General features: G+C 68.1%; 15 protein-coding genes and 2 pseudogenes. 13 read left to right on the forward strand and 4 right to left on the reverse strand.

Annotated elements, in window-relative coordinates:
- Window positions 1-92 precede the first annotated feature (92 nt).
- On the forward strand, window positions 93-1,151 hold the full coding sequence (locus QQY66_RS27465) for a hypothetical protein (RefSeq protein WP_301982960.1): 1,059 nt from the start codon (window positions 93-95) through the stop codon (window positions 1,149-1,151).
- A 55-nt stretch (window positions 1,152-1,206) separates the two neighbouring features.
- On the opposite strand, the gene QQY66_RS27470 is transcribed toward QQY66_RS27465, so the two are convergent.
- Both QQY66_RS27470 and QQY66_RS27475 read right to left on the reverse strand, forming a co-directional pair.
- On the reverse strand, window positions 1,207-1,851 hold the full coding sequence (locus QQY66_RS27470; RefSeq protein WP_301982961.1) for a hypothetical protein: 645 nt from the start codon (window positions 1,849-1,851) through the stop codon (window positions 1,207-1,209).
- Between the two features lie 13 nt (window positions 1,852-1,864).
- On the reverse strand, window positions 1,865-2,074 hold the full coding sequence (locus QQY66_RS27475; protein ID WP_258311499.1) for a hypothetical protein: 210 nt from the start codon (window positions 2,072-2,074) through the stop codon (window positions 1,865-1,867).
- A gap of 461 nt (window positions 2,075-2,535) precedes the next feature.
- On the opposite strand from QQY66_RS27475, the gene QQY66_RS27480 reads away from it, so the two are divergent.
- Genes QQY66_RS27480 through QQY66_RS27490 form a run of 3 tightly spaced genes read left to right on the forward strand, consistent with a single transcriptional unit; the run spans window position 2,536 to window position 5,901 of the window.
- Window positions 2,536-3,606, forward strand: a complete 1,071-nt coding sequence (locus QQY66_RS27480; protein ID WP_301982962.1) for an ABC-three component system protein — start codon at window positions 2,536-2,538, stop codon at window positions 3,604-3,606.
- Window positions 3,603-4,076, forward strand: coding sequence for an ABC-three component system middle component 2 (locus QQY66_RS27485; RefSeq protein ID WP_301982963.1), 474 nt, complete (start codon window positions 3,603-3,605; stop codon window positions 4,074-4,076). Before QQY66_RS27480 ends, QQY66_RS27485 begins: the two co-directional genes overlap by 4 nt.
- The gene (locus QQY66_RS27490) at window positions 4,069-5,901 is read left to right on the forward strand and encodes a hypothetical protein (protein WP_301982964.1); all 1,833 of its coding nucleotides are present in this window, start codon (window positions 4,069-4,071) and stop codon (window positions 5,899-5,901) included. Before QQY66_RS27485 ends, QQY66_RS27490 begins: the two co-directional genes overlap by 8 nt.
- A gap of 225 nt (window positions 5,902-6,126) precedes the next feature.
- Here QQY66_RS27490 and QQY66_RS27495 read toward each other — a convergent pair whose 3' ends face one another.
- The gene (locus QQY66_RS27495) at window positions 6,127-7,938 is read right to left on the reverse strand and encodes an ATP-dependent endonuclease (RefSeq protein WP_301982965.1); all 1,812 of its coding nucleotides are present in this window, start codon (window positions 7,936-7,938) and stop codon (window positions 6,127-6,129) included.
- A 251-nt stretch (window positions 7,939-8,189) separates the two neighbouring features.
- On the opposite strand from QQY66_RS27495, the pseudogene QQY66_RS27500 reads away from it, so the two are divergent.
- The 6 genes and pseudogenes from QQY66_RS27500 to QQY66_RS27525 form a co-directional block, all read left to right on the forward strand.
- Window positions 8,190-8,660: pseudogene (locus QQY66_RS27500) on the forward strand (ATPase, T2SS/T4P/T4SS family); the annotation flags it as partial.
- A complete protein-coding gene (locus tag QQY66_RS27505) occupies window positions 8,653-9,513 on the forward strand; it encodes a type II secretion system F family protein (protein WP_301982966.1) in 861 nt (286 codons plus the stop codon). The pseudogene QQY66_RS27500 and the gene QQY66_RS27505, both read left to right, overlap by 8 nt.
- Before the next feature lie 159 nt (window positions 9,514-9,672).
- Window positions 9,673-10,458 carry a type II secretion system F family protein gene (locus QQY66_RS27510; RefSeq protein WP_301982967.1) on the forward strand — a complete coding sequence of 262 codons (786 nt, stop codon included), beginning with the start codon at window positions 9,673-9,675 and terminating at the stop codon, window positions 10,456-10,458.
- A 96-nt stretch (window positions 10,459-10,554) separates the two neighbouring features.
- Complete coding sequence (locus QQY66_RS27515) at window positions 10,555-10,764, forward strand: DUF4244 domain-containing protein (RefSeq protein ID WP_210577896.1); 210 nt, start codon at window positions 10,555-10,557, stop codon at window positions 10,762-10,764.
- Window positions 10,751-11,116, forward strand: coding sequence for a TadE family type IV pilus minor pilin (locus QQY66_RS27520; RefSeq protein WP_301982968.1), 366 nt, complete (start codon window positions 10,751-10,753; stop codon window positions 11,114-11,116). Before QQY66_RS27515 ends, QQY66_RS27520 begins: the two co-directional genes overlap by 14 nt.
- 113 nt (window positions 11,117-11,229) lie before the next feature.
- Window positions 11,230-11,547 (forward strand): annotated as a pseudogene (locus tag QQY66_RS27525) (Rv3654c family TadE-like protein); the annotation flags it as partial.
- Here QQY66_RS27525 and QQY66_RS27530 read toward each other — a convergent pair.
- The gene (locus QQY66_RS27530; RefSeq protein WP_301982969.1) at window positions 11,525-14,116 is read right to left on the reverse strand and encodes a DEAD/DEAH box helicase; all 2,592 of its coding nucleotides are present in this window, start codon (window positions 14,114-14,116) and stop codon (window positions 11,525-11,527) included. The pseudogene QQY66_RS27525 and the gene QQY66_RS27530 sit on opposite strands and share 23 nt — an antisense overlap.
- Window positions 14,117-14,274: 158 nt before the next feature.
- Between QQY66_RS27530 and bldG the strand changes: the two genes are divergently transcribed.
- From bldG to QQY66_RS27545, 3 genes are all read left to right on the forward strand, one after another.
- On the forward strand, window positions 14,275-14,616 hold the full coding sequence (gene bldG, locus QQY66_RS27535; RefSeq protein WP_097267104.1) for an anti-sigma factor antagonist BldG: 342 nt from the start codon (window positions 14,275-14,277) through the stop codon (window positions 14,614-14,616).
- A gap of 120 nt (window positions 14,617-14,736) precedes the next feature.
- Window positions 14,737-15,174, forward strand: coding sequence for an ATP-binding protein (locus QQY66_RS27540; RefSeq protein ID WP_210577898.1), 438 nt, complete (start codon window positions 14,737-14,739; stop codon window positions 15,172-15,174).
- Window positions 15,175-15,472: 298 nt separating this feature from the next.
- A complete protein-coding gene (locus QQY66_RS27545) occupies window positions 15,473-17,878 on the forward strand; it encodes a sodium-translocating pyrophosphatase (RefSeq protein WP_301982970.1) in 2,406 nt (801 codons plus the stop codon).
- Window positions 17,879-18,015: the final 137 nt, after the last annotated feature.

Raw genomic sequence — 18,015 nt, forward strand, 5'->3', positions numbered from 1 at the left:
GAGAGGGCAGGGGTCTGCACTACCGTGTCGGCCGCCGCCGTACGGCGCGGTAGGGCTGGCGCAGGACAAGGAAGGGAGGGAAATACGCGCCCATGAAGCTGCACACCGTGTGTCCACCGGCGCCGCGGACCTGGACGGTGGAACTGAGACGCGAGACCGGCGGAATCGTCCTCGTCTGCCGGCAATGTCCCCAGGACGGCCAGCGGGTCACCGCGGAGTCCGCCCGCTCGGCGGCCCTCGCCCACCTTGCCCGGCACGCCCGCGGTGATCTTCGGGCCACCTACCTGCGCATCTGCCAGTGCCACGAACGCGGATGCCGCTGGCACCGCCGCCATCGCGGGTGCGCTGGCCCCATCCGGCTGCTCCTAGCCTGCGAACGCGGCGGCCGCATCTGGCGCCTCGCCGACGCCTGCCGCGCCTGCGCCGCAGCCACCGTCCAGGCAGCCATCGTGCCCGACACCCTGCTTGCCGCACCGCTGCGCCCGCCCTCTGCACGACCGCGTCACACACGGCGGCGCAGGGGACCGGGCGAACGCGTCCGCGTGGGCGAGATCCTCAGCTACCTGGCCGCCGCCCTGCCTGCGGACGTCTCGGCCGGGGCGAGGCTCCTCGCCCTGCAGTGCGCGCTGCGCATGAACGCGTACATGCACGTCGAACTCCCGGCAGGCCTGCTGCGCGGTCTTCGTATCGACGCCGGGGAAACCTGCTACGAGTTGGAGCGGGCAAGGTGGCTAAACGTGGTGAACGGTCCCGGAGCCGGCGGGGTCGCTGCAAAGCTTCGTGACGCCACGCTGCTCACCCAGTCACCCGCCCGCCCCGACCGGCGGCGCGCCGCCGACTGGGCATTGCGCACTGCGCGCCCTGCCCGAACGGGGCAGACCGAGCACCGGCTGTGGCTGCTGGGCGTCTACCTCGCGGCGCACAGCGATCCGTCCTCGAGCGAGGGGCTGAGCGAAGGCGACCGGATCATCCGTGAATGCGGCCTGCATGATCAGGGGTTCCACAGCGTGCTGACGCGTCTGACGGCGACCGGCACCGTAGAGGAGTGGGGGATCTGCCCGGACTCAGGGGACGTGCGCTGGAGGCTTGCCCTGGGGCCTCACGGGAGGCGTCTTACGGACCGTGGGTGTGATGCTGGTGAGTTCGCGTGAACGTGGAGCTGTGTCCTTCCACCGCATCTCGATCCACCTGATGAGGGGGCAGCGATCAGTAAGTAATCTTGATGCCGAGGGACTCGCCGTGACGGCGGACGAAGTCTTCGACGAGTTGCGGATTCCGCCGCATGGCAGCCTTCAATTGATTGGCCTGAAACTTGTCCCGGCTGGTGTTGAGTAGCTCTTTCCAGCCTGGTCGCGGGTTCACGATGCCTTCCACGATGAGGAATTCAACGATGTCTTCGACGCATGGGCGGAACCTTGTGCCGCCCATGGGAAAGTGCAGCTTAGGTAGGGGGCGTCCCGGGAGGACTTCTTCCCATGTGGTTGAGGATCCGTATACCTGGAGGTGTGCGTCGGGGTATCCGTCACCTTTGCGGCGTTCGTAGTCGTAGTGGAAAAGACCCTCCTTGGACTCTTTGTCTTTAAATACGCCTACGAACGACTGCTGGACCGCAAGGTACTCGCGTTCTTCGTCGAACCGGAGCTGGAAACTGACCTCCATCCACAGGTTCGGGCGCCCGGGCGGTGTGTCCAACTCAAACCGCTGCGACTTCATCGGATTTTTCTGCACGTTGCTGGCGACTAGAAACGTACGTTCCTGGCGGTGCTGCATAGCCAGTGCCCGGACCTGAACGTGACGAGCCACGGTCTGGCTGAGCATGGTGTCCATCTCCACTGCGAACTCGGTCGCCATTGACCGCAGAGCATCAGAGATCAAGAGTGCCCCCGATGAGTGACCACAGGGCGTGCGCCTGAGCGGAGGAGAAGTCGCGGTTACGGGCCTGTTCCTTCAGTTCGGCATAGGTGAGGCCGAGCTCTTCGAGAGCTGCCAGGGCGCCGGCGTGCCACTCGTCGTAAGACAATTCCTCATACCGTGCGTCACCCTGGTCTGTGGGGCGCTCCTCGATCGCTGTCATGGTCCTTCCCCCTCCTTCTCGCGCTCGTACGTGCTGGTCCTTCTTGAACCGTACGGCAGAGCACTGACAGCGACGAGAGCGCGGCCATGAAGTCGCCATACGTGCAGGTCACAGACGCGGGTAGGTGTCGGTCCCGTGGTGCTGGCCGATCAACGGTGAGTCCCATCGTCTGCGGATTTCGTCGGTTCTGCAGCTGAGTGAGCTCGGGCGCCGTCGCGGCCGCCCCGATGACCTGACCAACCGGCTCGCGTTATCGGTACGCCGCTGACGGCCGAATCCTGCCGGGGACATCCGCCCCGGCGCCGAGCCGTCACCGAGGCCCGGTGGAGGCGCGCGCCCTGTCCATCGACGATCTCCGATGGTAGAAGTGGGCAGCGGCGTGTACTTGGGGGAAACGGCGCACCGGGGGGGTAGGAGTGGACGCATTACCGCAGGGCGGTGGCCAGAGGAGCGCGGACGGTGTGTCCGTGTCGCAGTATGTGCCGCCGCCGTCGGTCGTGCCGCACAACCAGTTCGACACCCGGACACCCCTGCAGCAGGTCTTCTACTGGACGCCGGAGCAGTGGGAGCAGTTCACCTGCGAGTGGGTTCGCATGCGCAGGGACGAGTTCGGCTACCTCGGCGTGGAGGTCCTGGGCGGGACCAACGACCGCGGCGCCGACGTCGTCGCCTTCATGAGCGAGCAGCGGTTGAACGGTGCCTGGCACTGCTACCAGTGCAAGCACTACACCGACGACCTCACGCTCGACGACGCGCTGCCCGAGATGATCAAACCGTTCGCGGCGACGCTGGAGACGAGCCGGACGCTCCCCGCCCGGTACATCTTCGTGGCACCTAAGATCCATCCCCGGCTCAAGGACATGGTGCTGACCCCGGCCGCGCTGAAGGACCGGTTTCTCACGTACCTGGACGGGCGGACCAAGCCGGTCGCCGCGTTGTCCCCACAGACCCGGGCGGCCGTGCGGGCGTTGGCGGAGCGCACGGACTTCTCGATGTTCTGGACCGTGAACCTGGACGAGGTCTTGGAGGTCTACAGCAAGTCGCCGCTGTTCGCCTCCCGCTTCAACCTGCCGCCCACCGGCAAGCCCCGCAAACTCCTTCCCCCTCCCGAGCCCCAGGTCAACGAAGCGCGCTACCTCCAGCAGCTCCTGGACGTTTACCAGGAGAGGTTCGGCGAGGACATCGCCACCGTGCAGCACGCCTTCGAGCACCCCGATTCGGGAGAGCATCTTGGGCGGCAGCGAGTGGCGTTCTTCGATGCGGAGGCCCTACGCATGTATGCACGAGAGAGCATCGCGGGGGACACCTACGAGGAGCTACAGGACGACGTGCTGACCAACCTGATCGAGGTGGCCGCCATCGACTACCCCTCAGGGTGGGACCGCCTCCAGCAGGTCCTCAAAGCCTCCGGGCAGATGACCCTCACCGGGTCGCCCCTGCTGCACCTGTTCCGCAACAGCCAGCGTCAAGGCATGTGCCACCAACTGGCGAACGTCGACAAGCTGCACTGGTGCAAAGGAGGTTGCCGATGAACCCGCTCAACAGTCCGGTCGAAGTGGGGATGCGTACGTTGGTACTGCTGGCCCGCAGCCATCCTCACCCACTGGACCTCTCCTGGCTGGTGGTCCTGGACCACGCCATGCTGCACAGCAGCCAGTTCGACGGTCCGCCCAGCCTCCATCCCCGCCTGCCCGCCCAGCCGGGCGAGCTCGGCATGAAACGGCAGATGATGCAGGAAGGGCTGGAGGTGCTGCTGCGCGCCGGCCTGGCCACGGTCGAGGCGACCGATGACGGGCTCGTCTACCAGGTGACCCCGCGCGGCTCGGGGTTCGTCGGCATCCTGGAGGCCCCGTACGTCGGCGAACTGCGTCAGCGCGCGCAGTGGGCCGTGGAGCAGTTCGCCTCGACCACGGACGCGGTGGCGGCCACACGCGACATCACGACCCGCTGGCACAACGAATTCACTGCCGGCATGCAGCACCTGGGGGTCGGCCATGGCTAACTTCACCCTGACCCATCTGACGTACGCCGGTGCGGGCCTGCCGACGGCCAGCGTGGAGTTCGACCCCAAGTTCACGGTGATCTACGGCTCCTCCAACACGGGCAAGACCTTCCTGGTCGACTCCATCGACTACATGCTCGGCGGTCATGTCCGTCCCTCGATCCCGCGCGCCGAAGGATACGGACAGATCCTGCTCGGCCTGGTGCTTCCCGACGGCAGGCCTCTCACGCTGGTCCGCAAGCCCGGCGGCAAGAGCATTCATGTACACCAGGACGACCTGAGGGAGCTGTCCCACGCCACCCCCGACGCGATCGTCTCGGCCCGCAGGATTCGCAGCCGCCGTGACATCTCGCACTACCTGCTCAGCAAACTGGGACTGGACGACACCTACGTTCGCACCAACGAGGGCGGCAACACCGAACTGCTCAAGCTTGCCGACCTGACCCACCTCAGCGTGGTCACCGACACCCGCATGATCGATCCGAATCCGCCCTCGCAGCGCACCCGCGGCACCGCGGCCAGGACCACCGCCCGCTCGGTCATGAAACTGATGCTGACCGGAGAGGACGAGCCCCCGGCGACCAAACTCCCCAATGCTGCTCAACGGCGCGTCCAGCGGGGCAAGATCAACCTCATCGATTCGCTGGCACTGGACCTGCACGCCAAACTCTCCCGCGACCAGACCCCCGACGAGCTGCGAGATCAGCTGGCCCGGTTAGAGGACAGCCTCAACAACATGGCCCGCTCGCTGGCCGGCGAGTCCGAGCAGCAGGCCCGCGTCGTCGCCGCCCGTGCACACCTGGCCGAGACGGACGCTGAGCTGGAGGCACGCCTAGGTGAGGTGCTCGACCTGCTGGGGCGATTCGACACCCTGCGTCAGCAGTATGAGACAGACCTCGCTCGTCTGGAGATGGTCAGCGAGGCGGGCAATCTGCTGGGCTACTTCCAGGTCGGCCGCTGCGTCTTCTGCGGGGCGGACCCCGAACACCAGCAGGCCCAGCACGGCCATCAGGAGACCACCCAGCTGCACGAGGCCGTGCTCGTCGAGTCAGCCAAGACGCACTCCCTTCTCGCCGACCTCCGGCTGACCATTCAGGGGCTGGAGGGCCAGCGCGACGAGCTGGCCGAACGTCGCACGGCCCTGAGCGCGCAGGCGGCCGAGGCCGACCGGGCCCGGGCGCAGATCGAAGCACGACTGGCCCCTCTCCGTGACGGGCTGCAGGACACTGTCGACGAGCGGCTGCGTGTCGAACGCGACCTGGAACTGCGGGCCCGGCTCGATGAACTGGAAGAGCACCGCTCCCAGCTGGTGGCCCAGGGCGCCCTGCCGTCCAAGCGGCGGGAATCCCTGATCGCGGGCAGAATCCTGTCGTCGTTCGACGAGCTCTTTCAACGCACCCTGGATTCCTGGCGGATCCCCGACGTGGAAGGCGCCGGCTACGACCCCTACAGCGGGGACGTCAGTGCTGGCGGAACGGCGCGCGCCGGCCACGGCCGGGGCATGCGCGCTCTGCTGCACGCCGCGTTCTCCATCGCCCTGGCCCGCTACTGCCTGGACCGCAGACTCCCGCATCTCGGCTTCCTGGTTCTGGACTCGCCCCTGGTCACGTACAAAGAGCCGGACTTTGACGCCGACCGCATCCCCCCGAACGTGATCGACCATTTTTACCGCTCGTTCCTGGCCTTCCCCGGCCAGGCCATCGTCGTCGAGAACGCGACACCGCCCCCAGACGTCCTCGAGCAGGCACGGATCGTCACCTTCAGCGGCAGCGGAGCCCGCCCCGGCTTTTTTCCCGCGCGTCCCAGCACCGCCAACCGAGCCTGAGTCGCACCGAACCCGCAGGGATGAAGCGCCGGATGGCCCGGCATGCCGATACCGTGCTGACCGGCCGGCCACGACGTGGAACTGCGGCGCACTAGCCTCGTGCTTTCACGGCTGCGACGCTGAACGTCGCCCTAGCCAGCCGTCACACTCAATCTCCGCTGCTCCTCCCGGGCGCGCCCCGTGGGGCGCGCAACGGCTTTGTCGGAGAGGAGCACACCCGGGAGCTCACACAGAAGCGCGCAAACGCTCCAACTTGATGCGGAACTCCTCCACTCCCGGTGGGCGGACCTGCTGATCCTGGCCAGCGCGGGTCATGAGCGCCTTCTTGAGGAACTGATGCCTTCCGAAGACTTTCGTCTTTCCCTGAAGCGATCTAAGCAGAATCTTCGGGTCAACGAGATCCAGCCACTCTTCTTCCCAGCGGTCCTGAACCAAGTCTCGTTGCGTGGCCACAACCTCCTCCCATGCGCTTGCGCGGTTTTCATGAACGCGAGCGGAGGCTCGATTGAGTTCAGGGACGGAGCTGAAATCCGTCCGGCGAGGCTGGGGATGCATGCGGTTGATCTCCGCATGCGCCAGTGTCTCGGCCACCTCGCCCATGAGTGGGTCGGCCAACTCCCGGAGCAACTCCTCTACTTCACCCTCCAAGATTTTATAGCCAACCGTCGTCAGGAACACGGAAGAGATCAGGGGAGGGTGAAGAAGCATACTTTCGATCGCCCGGCGCGGCCAGATGTGAAGATTTGAATACTCAGAGGAAAGGCGTTGCGTCTCCTCTTTGGGCATGAGGTCACGGTCCCGCAAACAGAGCCACGGCAACCGGTTTAGGCTAGCCGCCAAGGAGCGGTGATGGCCCATGACCTCATGTGAATTACCGGCCTTTACGATTCTGGCGTGGCTGATTTCGTCGGGAAAGAGTGAGAGGAGGTCATCCTCGTCATACTTTCCTTCGACGACGAGCTGGAAATCCATCAGCATGTCATCTGCGGCGCCATGGCCAACCGCTGCTGATACACCATAGGGGGCAGATGGGCGATGAGCTTGGTTACCTTTTCCTGAATCTCGATGAACCTCGATAATGCAGCGCGGAGGGAGGGCGGCAACGATCTCCCGGGAGTGGGTAACCATCACGGCCTGAGACGATGAGGTGAGGTCACGGAAGGCGTTCAGTAGTGGAACATGAAGCGAGGCGTGAAGGTGAGCTTCAGGCTCATCAAGTAGTACAATCCCGCCCGTCGTCTTCAGGTAATGGCCAAGGCAGAGAAGCCCCAGAGCCACCCGCTGGCCGCTGGATAGCCCCTCTAGCCCATGGTGATGGCCATTGGGCAGCGCCACCGAGATATAGCTGGACCCGGTAGTTCGTTTCGAGGAAGGCCTGAGGAGAATCCGCCCCGTCACCTTTCTGAATTGCTCGGAAATACCGGCGAATGCGTCTTCACCTCCCGCTCCCTCTCTATTGGCGAGCATCGACTCGTAGTCAAGTGATGCTAGATAGCCCTCAGTGTCCACAGCAGGATGGTTCCAGCCGGAGTGAGACTTGACAGTTGCCTGAGGGTTGAACGGGGCGCCAAGGCTGATCCGCGGGCTGTTCTTGAGCTGGAAAATCTGTGTGGAGTCAATGAGGGTCATCACTGAAAATGGGTGACTTGCTCTGAACTCGGGAGAGAATGCGACCTCTAGTTCTTCGGATCCTGATATCTGTCGATTCTTGCCCTCGCCAATGATAGCTCTGCGGCTATACTCACCCTTCTTCTCTGCGGGACGCCCGAGTTTATCTCGGCACTCCATGTCGAGAATCTCGAACTCGCGGTCATTCAGGGTGAACGATGCCTCTACTTCGGCGTGACTCCCGTAGGGGCCGATCACATTCTTACCAAGGCCGGACGCGCGCCCGACGAATGCCAGGATCTCCAGGATGGACGACTTTCCTGCACCGTTTGACCCGGTCAGCACCGCAATCGGGAGACTGGAGGCGTCGGTGATCGCAAACTCTCTAACACCCCGGAAGTTGGAAACGGAAAGGCGTGACAAGCGCACGATTTCACCTCTGCGATGCAGGTGCAGGATGTTGACGTCCGTAAAATACAGCGGGCCACGGGATATGGAAAGTCGTTAATTGATTCAAGCGCTTTTCGCTACAATGCGGGGCTCCCTGGCGCACCCATGGTCAAGAAACGGCAAAGTCTGTGAGACACCTGGGTGTGTGACGGGAGGAGCGCTCGACCGGAGGCGCGGGTGGGCGGATGAGACAGGGCCCCCGCTGAGACTGCTGAACTGTTCCTAACAAGGGCCTGGTCACTCTCGAGGACCTCGTACGGCAGGCCCTGCGGATGCGGCCCGACCGGCTCGTCGTGGGGGAGGTGCGCGGGCCCGAAGTGGTCCATCTGCTGGCCGCTTTGAACACCGGGCACGAGGGCGGCTGCGGGACCGTCCACGCCAACGCGGCCGCGGACGTGCCTGCCCGGCTGGAAGCGCTCGGCACGGCGGCCGGGCTCGACCGGGCCGCCCTGCACAGCCAGTTGGCGGCCGCCCTGGCGGTCGTACTGCATCTCGTGCGCGACCGGGCCGGGCGGCGGCGGATCGCCGAGGTCCATGTGCTGGAGCGGGACCCGTCAGGGCTGGTGCGGACGGTGCCGGCGCTGCGGTGGGGCGAGGAGGCCTTTGTGCGGGAGCGGGGGTGGGGGCGGTTGCGGGAGTTGCTGGGGGTTCCGGCGGACGAATGCGGTGCCGGGGAGCGAAGGAGTGGTTGGGATGGGTGAGCTGTCGGCGGGGGCTGCTGTGGCGTGTGCCGGGGCCGTGGTCTGGCTGATGGGTGGATGGCACTCCGGGGCGCGGCGGGCGGAGTTGCTGCTCGCGGGCGGCGGGGTGGTGGGGACCGGTCCGCCCGCGTGGCGGGATGCGGTCGGTCGGCTGCGGCGGCTCCGCGGTCGGCTGCGGGTCGAGTGGTGGGCGCCGGCCGCCGGGCTGGTGCTGGCGGTGCTGGGTGCGTCGGTGCTGCCGCTCGTCGCGGGGGTGGCCGGAGTGCCCTTGCTGCGGCGGCTGCGGCTGGCCGCGGAGGCGCGGCGGGCGCGGGAGTGGCGCGCGGACGGGGTGATCGCGTTGTGCGCGGCACTCGCCGGGGAGGTGAGGGCCGGGCGGCAGCCGGGTGAGGCACTCCTGTGTGCGGCGCGCGACTCCGGTGGGCTCGGGGGCGCGCAGGCGGCGGTGCTGGCTGCGGCGAGGTTCGGCGGGGACGTGCCGGGTGCGCTGGCGGGCGCGGCGCGACAGCCGGGGGCCGAGGGGTTGCTGGGGCTCGCGGCCTGCTGGCGGGTGGCCGTGGACCAGGGTGCGGGGCTTGCGGCGGGGCTCGACCGGCTCGAGGCGGCGTTGCGTGCGGAGCGGGACCAACGGGCCGATCTGCGCGCCCAGTTGGCCGGCGCCCGCTCCACGGCGGTGATGCTCGCCGCGCTTCCGGCCTTCGGGCTCACCCTCGGGACGGCTCTCGGTGCCGACCCGCTGCACGTCCTGCTGCACACCGGGGCGGGGTTCGGGTGCCTGGTGGTCGGGGGGCTGCTGGAGGTGGTGGGGGTGTGGTGGGTTGCCCGGATCGTGCGAGGGGCGGAGGTGATGTGAAGGCGGGGGGAGGGCGGGGTGGTGTGAGAGCGGGGTGGTGTGAGAGGTGACGGCGGATGCAGTTGATGCCCGGAGCTGAACTCGGTCGGAATTGGCCGAGATCGGGTGAGATCAGTTGAGATCGGTCGCGACCGGTCGGGATCGGGAGAAGGAGGCGGAGTGAGTGCGGAAGTTTTCCACAGGGTGGGGGCGGTTCTGGGGGCCGTGCTGGTGCTCGGGTGGGTAGTGCGGTGGGTCGGGGCGGTACGGCGTGAGCGGAGGGCGCGGCGGCGGGTCGCCGAGTTGCTGGGGCTGGAGGTGGCTTCCGCGGGGGTGCACGTCGATGTGGGGGGCGCCGTGCGGCGGTGGGCCCCGGTGGCCGGGGTTCTGGGCGCCGGGTGGGCTGTCGTCGGCGGGGTCGCCGGGGTCGTTGTGGGGCTGGTCGGTGCGGTCGGGCTGTGGCGGTGGCGTCGCCGGCAGGTGGGCGCTGGGCCGGGCGAGGCAATCGACGTCGGTGAGGCGGCGCGTCAACTCCCGCTCGCAGCCGATCTGCTGGCGGCCTGCATCGCCGCCGGCGCCGGTCCGGTGATCGCAGCGCAGGCCGTGGGCGAAGCCCTGGGAGGCCCCGTGGGGGAAGCGCTGGCGCGCGGTGCGGCGGAGGTGCGGCTCGGCGGTGAACCCGGTGAGGCCTGGCGGAGGCTGGCCTCGTTGCCGGGGGCCGGGGCGTTGGCGCGGCTGCTGGAGCGGGCCGACGTGTCCGGGATCCCGGCGGCCGGACCCGTCGCCCACCTCGCGGCGCAGGCCCGCGCCGACTGGGCCCGCAGCGCGACCGCACGGGCAAGACGGGCGGCCGTCATGGTCACCGTTCCGGTGGGCCTGTGCTTTCTGCCCGCCTTCATCGCAGTCGGTGTGCTGCCCGTGGTGATCGGGCTCGCGGGCGGGGTGCTGGGAGGGGGTGGTGGATGACGGTGCGGCGCGGATGAAGGACGCACGACCAAAGCGGATGAAGGACGCACGACCAAAAGCGAGAGAGCAACAGAACCGAACCTTACGGGGGTTGAGATGTACAAGGCGGTATGGGCGCGGCTGCGTGCCCTGATGTGCGGGGCGCGGGCGGCGCGGAGGGACGCGGGGATGGTCACCTCCGAGTACGCGATGGGGATCGTCGCCGCGGTGGCGTTCGCGGTCGTCCTCTACAAGGTGGTCACGAGCGGGCAAGTCGACGCCGAGCTGCAGGCCATCGTGAAACGGGCGCTCGATGCGGGGATGTGAGCGGGAGAGGGACCGGGGATTCGTCACGGCGGAGTCGGCCGTGGTGCTGCCGGTGCTGGTGATGTTCGCGATGGCGTTGGTGTCGGCGCTGCTCGTCGTGGTCGCCCAGATCCAGTGTGTGGACGCGGCCAGGGCGGGCGCCCGCGCGGCGGCCCGCCAGGACCCGGCCGACGCGGTCGTGGAAGTGACCCGCGAGACGGCACCCCGCGGCGCGAAGGTCACGCTCAGCCGGGAGGGGGACCAGGTTCGCGTGGCGGTCGTGGCGAAGCCACCGGTGCTGGACGGGTTGCCTTTCGAAGTACGGGAGGAGGCCGTGGCGTTGGCGGAGGACAGTGTGGGGGTGGGGAGTTGAGGGCCAGGGGCATGGTGGGCGGCTTCGGTTCGCGCCGGGGCTTCGCCGCCGTCCGGTGTTCTGACCAGGGTTCCGCCCTCCGGTGTTCCGACCATGGCTCCGCCGACCGGTGCTCCGACCGCGGTTCCGCCACCGTCTGGACTGTCGGTGCGATCGCCGTGCTGTGCGTGGTGTTCGGCGTCGTCCTTGCCTTGGGGCAGGCCGTCGTGACCCGGCATCGTGCGGCGGGCGCCGCGGACCTGGCCGCGCTGGCGGCGGCCGATCACTGGGCGGAGGGTGGCACCGCGGCCTGCGCCCGGGCGGACCGGGTGGCGAGAGCCCAGGGCACGCGGCTGGTGCGGTGCGATGTCGTGGGCGAGATCTCGGACGTGACGGCGAGATCGGGCCGGGGCCCGTTCGCGGCGGAGGTCAGGGCACGGGCGGGACCTGCGGAGACGGTGGCGCGGGATCCTGGACCGGCTCCCGGGCCGGACCGTTCCTCGGGTCCTGGATCGCACCAGGGACCGGCTCCTGGACCGGACCGTGCGCCGGCTCCTGGCCCGGACCGTGCGCCGGATCCTCGACCGGACCGTGCACCGGTTCCTGGACCGGATCAGGGACCCGCTCCCTCGCCGGCTCCTCTTCCGCCTTCTCCTCCGGAGCCCCCCGCAGCAACACCGTGAGCAGTCGTACCGCGCCCCTCTTGTGCAACGGATCGTTCCCGTTGCCGCACTTGGGGGACTGGATGCAGGACGGGCACCCGGCGTCGCACTCGCAGGACGCGATGGCCTGTCGGGTGGCCGTCAGCCAGGAGTGGGCGGTGTGGAAGGCGCGTTCCGCGAAGCCGGCGCCGCCCGGGTGGCCGTCGTAGACGAAGACCGTCGGGAGGAGCGTGTCGGGGTGCAGCGGGATGGAGACGCCGCCGATGTCCCAGCGGTTGCAGGTCGCGAAGAGGGGCAGCATGCCGATCGACGCGTGCTCGGCTGCGTGCAGGGCGCCGCCGAGGATCTCCGGGTTGATCCGGGCGGCGTCCAACTGGTCCTCGGTGACCGTCCACCACACGGCACGCGTGCGCAGCGTACGAGGAGGGAGGTCGAGCTTCGTCTCGCCCAGCACTTCACCGGTGATGACACGTCGACGCAGGAAGGAGACGACTTGGTTGGTGACCTCGACGGAGCCGTAGCAGAGGCGGCCGTCGCCCCAGGGGATCTCGACGTCCGTCTCCAGGACGGAGATCGACGTCGTGTCGCGGGCGACGGTCGTGTACGGCGGGTTGGCCTCCTCGACCAGGGCGACCGAGTCGTCCAGGTCCAGTGAGCGGACCAGGTAGGTACGGCCCTGGTGAAGGTGGACGGCGCCCTCGTGCGCGGTCGTGTGGGCAGCGCCCGCGTCCACCGTGCCGAGCAGCCGTCCGGTGCCGGACTCGACGATCTGCACCGGCTGGCCGCCGCCTCCCCGGAGGTCGGTCAGGTCGGCGGCCCGTTCGCGGCGGGTCCAGTGCCACGCCTTGGTCCGGCGGCGCAGCAGCTTCGCGGCCTCCAGCTGCGGCAGCAGGCTCTCGGTCTCGGGGCCGAACAGCTCCAGGTCTTCGTCGGTCAGCGGCAGTTCCGCCGCTGCCGCGCACAGGTGCGGGGCGAGGACGTACGGGTTGTCCGGGTCGAGGACGGTCGACTCGACCGGCTGGTCGAACAGGGCCTCGGGGTGGTGGACGAGGAAGGTGTCCAGGGGGTCGTCGCGGGCGACCAGGACGGCGAGGGCCCCTTGCCCGGAGCGGCCCGCCCGGCCTGCCTGCTGCCACAGGGACGCGCGCGTGCCCGGGTAGCCGGCGATGAGGACCGCGTCCAGACCGGAGACGTCGATGCCGAGTTCGAGGGCGGTGGTCGCGGCGAGACCGAGGAGTTCGCCGGAGTGGAGGGCCTGTTCGAGGGCGCGTCGCTCCTCGGGGAGGTAGCCGCCGCGGTAGGCGGCCACCCGCCGGGCGAGGGAGCGGTCGACCTCGGCCAGCCGCTCCTGGGCGATCACCGAGATCAGCTCGGCGCCGCGCCGGGAGCGTACGAAGGCGACCGTGCGCACGCCCTGGACGGCGAGGTCGGTCAGCAGGTCGGCCGTCTCGGCGGTGGCGGTACGGCGGACCGGTGCGCCCTTCTCGCCCTGGAGCTCGGTGAGCGGGGGTTCCCACAGGGCGAAGACCAGTTCGCCGCGCGGGGAGGCGTCGTCGGCGACCTCGACGACCGGGAGGCCGGTGAGGCGGCGGGCGGCGACCGACGGCTCGGCGGCGGTCGCGGAGGCCAGCAGGAACACGGGCGAGGCGCCGTACCGCGCGCACAGGCGGCGCAGCCGGCGCAGTACCTGGGCGACGTGGGAGCCGAAGACGCCGCGGTAGGTGTGGCACTCGTCGATGACGACGTACTTCAGCGACTTCAGGAAGGAGGACCAGCGGGGGTGGGACGGGAGTATGCCGCGATGCAGCATGTCCGGGTTGGTGAGGACGTAGTTGGCGTACTGGCGGATCCACTCGCGTTCCTCGAACGGCGTGTCGCCGTCATAGACCGCAGGCCGGACCGAATTGCCCAGCGGTTGTGAAAGTTCCTTCACAGATCGGCACTGATCCGCCGCAAGGGCCTTCGTGGGGGCCAGGTAGAGGGCGGTGGTGCCGCGGCCGTTCGGCGCCTCGGAACCGTCCAAAAGGGTCGACAGAACCGGGACCAGATAGGCCAGGGACTTGCCGGACGCGGTGCCGGTTGCGACGACCACCGAGTCGCCGTCCAGGGCGTGCTCGGCCGCGCGGGCCTGGTGGGCCCAGGGATGCTCGATGCCCGCTGCCTGCACGGCGGCGATGACCTCGGCACGGATCCGGTCGGGCCAGACGGCATGGCGACCCTCGCGCGGGGGCAAATGCTCCGTATGAGTGATGCGCGAAGCCCGGCTCGGCCCTGCGGCGAGCCGGTCCAGGACCGTGCCCGGAGCGAGGCGCGAGGCGGGGTCCGTCGAGGGTCGATCGGATCGGTGATTCTTGGCCATCGGCACCGAGTGTGTCACTGGCGTGACGGACAATGGGACCAAGGCGTCGTGCACGCCTGCCGTAAGTGATTGAATGCCATCGCGGCTGGCGAACCGTCCCGGGCCCTGCCGAGGTGTCCCGAGGGGCGACCGCTCGATAGCAAGGTGCTGGAGGATCCGTGGACCTGTCCCTGTCGACCGAGACCGTCGGCGATCGCACGATCGTCAAGGTCGGTGGCGAAATCGACGTTTATACCGCGCCCAAGCTGCGCGAGCAGCTCGTCGAGCTGGTGAATGACGGGAGTTTCCACCTCGTCGTCGACATGGAGGGCGTGGACTTCCTCGACTCCACCGGTCTCGGCGTGCTGGTCGGCGGCCTGAAGCGTGTGCGTGCCCATGAGGGTTCGCTGCGCCTGGTCTGCAACCAGGAGCGCATTTTGAAGATCTTCCGCATCACCGGTCTCACCAAGGTGTTCCCGATTCACACCTCGGTCGAGGAAGCGGTGGCGGCCACAGACTGACCGCCGCGCCCGGGCCAGTGATCAGTCGTCCGTGCCCGGGACGGAAGAAGTTCATGAGGGGGTCCGGGCTATCGGCAGCCCGGTCCCCCGACAGCACGCCCGAAGTTCCGAGGGGGATGCATGGCCACCGTTGAACTCCGCTTCAGCGCGCTGCCCGAGCACGTCAGGACCGCCCGACTGGTGGCGGCAGCGGTGGCGCGCAGGGCCGGAGTGGACGAGGCCGTCCTCGACGAGGTCAGGCTCGCTGTCGGCGAGGCCTGCACCCGTGCCGTCGGGCTGCACCAGAGCGGCGGCATCACGGCGCCGGTCAAAGTGCTGCTGATCGAGGAGGAGAAGCAGTTCTCCATCGAGGTCGGCGACGAGGCGCCGCGTTCGGCTCCCGGGGATCGCGCGCCCGGTGGCGCGGCCGAGGATCCCGACGCGGAGACCGAGGAGGACGAGATGGGCCTCGCGGTCATCAGCGGCCTCGTCGACGACGTGGAGGTCACCGCCGGCGAGCACGGCGGGTTGATCCGTATGACCTGGCCGACCACGCCGCCGACCGCCGTGCTCCCCTGAGTCCCACCACGCTTCACCACCAAGGGCCCTGCTGAGCAGGGCCCTTGGTGTTTTCTGTCGCAGCGCCGCGCAATTCGTGAAGGAATTCACGATCATTCACCTGATAATTCGATCAAGCGTCAATGCAGGGGTCAATGCCTTTGAGGCATTACTGCTTTCGGGTTGTGTGGCGTGACGTCGATCATTTGCTGAAGAGCATGTGAAGGCTAATTCCGTTTACCGCGCACTGTTTTGATCAGGTCCGGGTACCTAGAATCCGTCCACATCTTGAGCTCAGCACAGGCGTCAAGGAGGACGAATGGCGGGGCTTTCTACCCCTCATCAGCTGGACCATCCCACTACCTTCGCAGCCGCAGTACTGACCGACGACAACCGCATCCTCGTGGTGATCATCGGTGTCGTCGCGCTGGCGGCACTCGTGGTCGCAGGTGTCCTGGTACGCCAGGTGCTCGCGGCCGGCGAAGGCACCGACAGTATGAAGAAGATCGCAACAGCCATCCAGGAAGGCGCGAACGCCTATCTGGCCCGGCAGTTGCGCACGCTCGGCGTATTCGCCGTCGTCGTGTTCTTCCTGCTCATGCTGCTACCCGCGGACGACTGGAATCAGCGCGCCGGCCGATCGGTGTTCTTCTTGATCGGTGCGGCGTTCTCGGCGGCCACCGGCTATATCGGTATGTGGCTCGCCGTACGGAGCAATGTGCGAGTCGCCGCCGCCGCGCGCGAGGCGACCCCCGCGGAGGGTGAGCCGGAAAAGGATCTCACCGCCGTCTCGCACAAAGCCATGAAGATCGCTTTCCGCACGGGCGGCGTCGTCGGCATGTTCACAGTGGGGCTCGGTCTGCTGGGCGCCTCCTGTGTGGTGCTGGCGTACGCGGCCGACGCGCCGAAGGTGCTCGAGGGATTCGGCCTCGGGGCCGCCCTCATCGCCATGTTCATGCGTGTCGGCGGCGGCATCTTCACCAAGGCCGCCGACGTCGGCGCCGACCTGGTCGGCAAGGTCGAGAAGGGCATTCCGGAGGACGATCCGCGCAATGCCGCGACCATCGCCGACAACGTGGGCGACAACGTCGGCGACTGCGCGGGCATGGCGGCCGACCTCTTCGAGTCGTACGCCGTGACGCTCGTTGCCGCGCTGATCCTCGGCTCGGCCGCCTTCGGCGACGCCGGACTCGGCTTCCCGCTGCTCGTGCCCGCGATCGGCGTGATCACGGCCATGATCGGCATCTTCGCCGTGGCGCCCCGCCGGTCCGACCGCAGCGGCATGACGGCGATCAACCGCGGGTTCTTCATCTCCGCGGTGATCTCGCTCGTGCTGGTCGCGATCGCCGTCTTCATCTATCTGCCGTCGTCGTACGCCGAACTCGACGGCGTCACCGACGCGACCATCGCCGCCAAGGACGGCGACCCGCGGATCCTCGCGCTCGTAGCGGTGGCGATCGGCATCGTGCTCGCCGCTGTCATCCAGCAGCTGACCGGCTACTTCACCGAAACCACCCGCCGACCCGTGCGGGACGTCGGCAAGACCTCGCTGACCGGCCCGGCCACCGTCGTCCTCGCCGGTATCTCCCTGGGCCTCGAATCGGCCGTCTACACCGCCCTGTTGATCGGCCTCGGCGTGTACGGGGCGTTCCTGCTCGGCGGTACGTCGATCATGCTGGCACTGTTCGCGGTGGCGCTCGCCGGTACCGGTCTGCTCACCACGGTCGGTGTGATCGTCGCGATGGACACCTTCGGTCCGGTCTCCGACAACGCGCAGGGCATCGCCGAGATGTCCGGTGACGTGACGGGCGCCGGCGCGCAGGTGCTCACCGACCTGGACGCGGTCGGCAACACCACCAAGGCCATCACCAAGGGCATCGCCATCGCCACCGCGGTTCTCGCGGCATCGGCGCTCTTCGGGTCGTACCGTGACGCGATCACGACCGGCGCGCGGGACGTCGGCGAGAAACTGACCGGCGAGGGCGCGCCGCTGAACCTGATGATGGACATCTCGCAGCCCAACAACCTCGTCGGCCTCATCGCGGGTGCGGCGGTCGTCTTCCTCTTCTCGGGGCTGGCGATCAACGCGGTCTCGCGGTCGGCGGGGGCCGTGGTGTACGAGGTGCGACGGCAGTTCCGTGAGCGGCCCGGGATCATGGACTACACGGAGAAGCCGGAGTACGGCAAGGTCGTGGACATCTGCACCAGAGACGCCCTCAGGGAGCTCACGACGCCCGGTCTGCTGGCCGTCATGGCGCCCATCGCCATCGGGTTCACGCTCGGCGTCGGCGCGCTCGGCGCGTTCCTCGCGGGCGCGATCGGCACCGGCACGCTGATGGCGGTGTTCCTCGCCAACTCCGGCGGCGCCTGGGACAACGCCAAGAAGCTCGTCGAGGACGGTCACCACGGAGGCAAGGGCAGCGAGGCCCACGCCGCCACGGTCATCGGCGACACGGTCGGCGACCCCTTCAAGGACACCGCAGGGCCCGCGATCAACCCGCTGCTGAAGGTCATGAACCTGGTGGCACTGCTGATCGCACCCGCGGTGATCAAGTTCAGCTACGGCGAGGACAAGAGCGTCGGTGTCCGCATCGCGATCGCGGTCCTCTCGCTGCTGGTGATCGTCGGCGCGGTCTACATCTCCAAGCGGCGCGGCATCGCCGTGAGTGACGAAGGCAACGCCGAACGGGTCGCCAAACCGGCCGATCCCGCGGTGGTTTCGTAGGCGGTCTTACGACGCCCAGCTCACGGGGCGGGCGGGCGGCGCGCATTGACGCGTCGTCCGCCCGCCCCGTGCGTGTTCACGCCTTGTGCCGTGACCCTTCTCTCTCTGGTGTAAATCACATGAAAAGGGTTCTTAGT

This window comes from Streptomyces sp. DG2A-72, assembly GCF_030499575.1.
Lineage (GTDB): Bacteria > Actinomycetota > Actinomycetes > Streptomycetales > Streptomycetaceae > Streptomyces.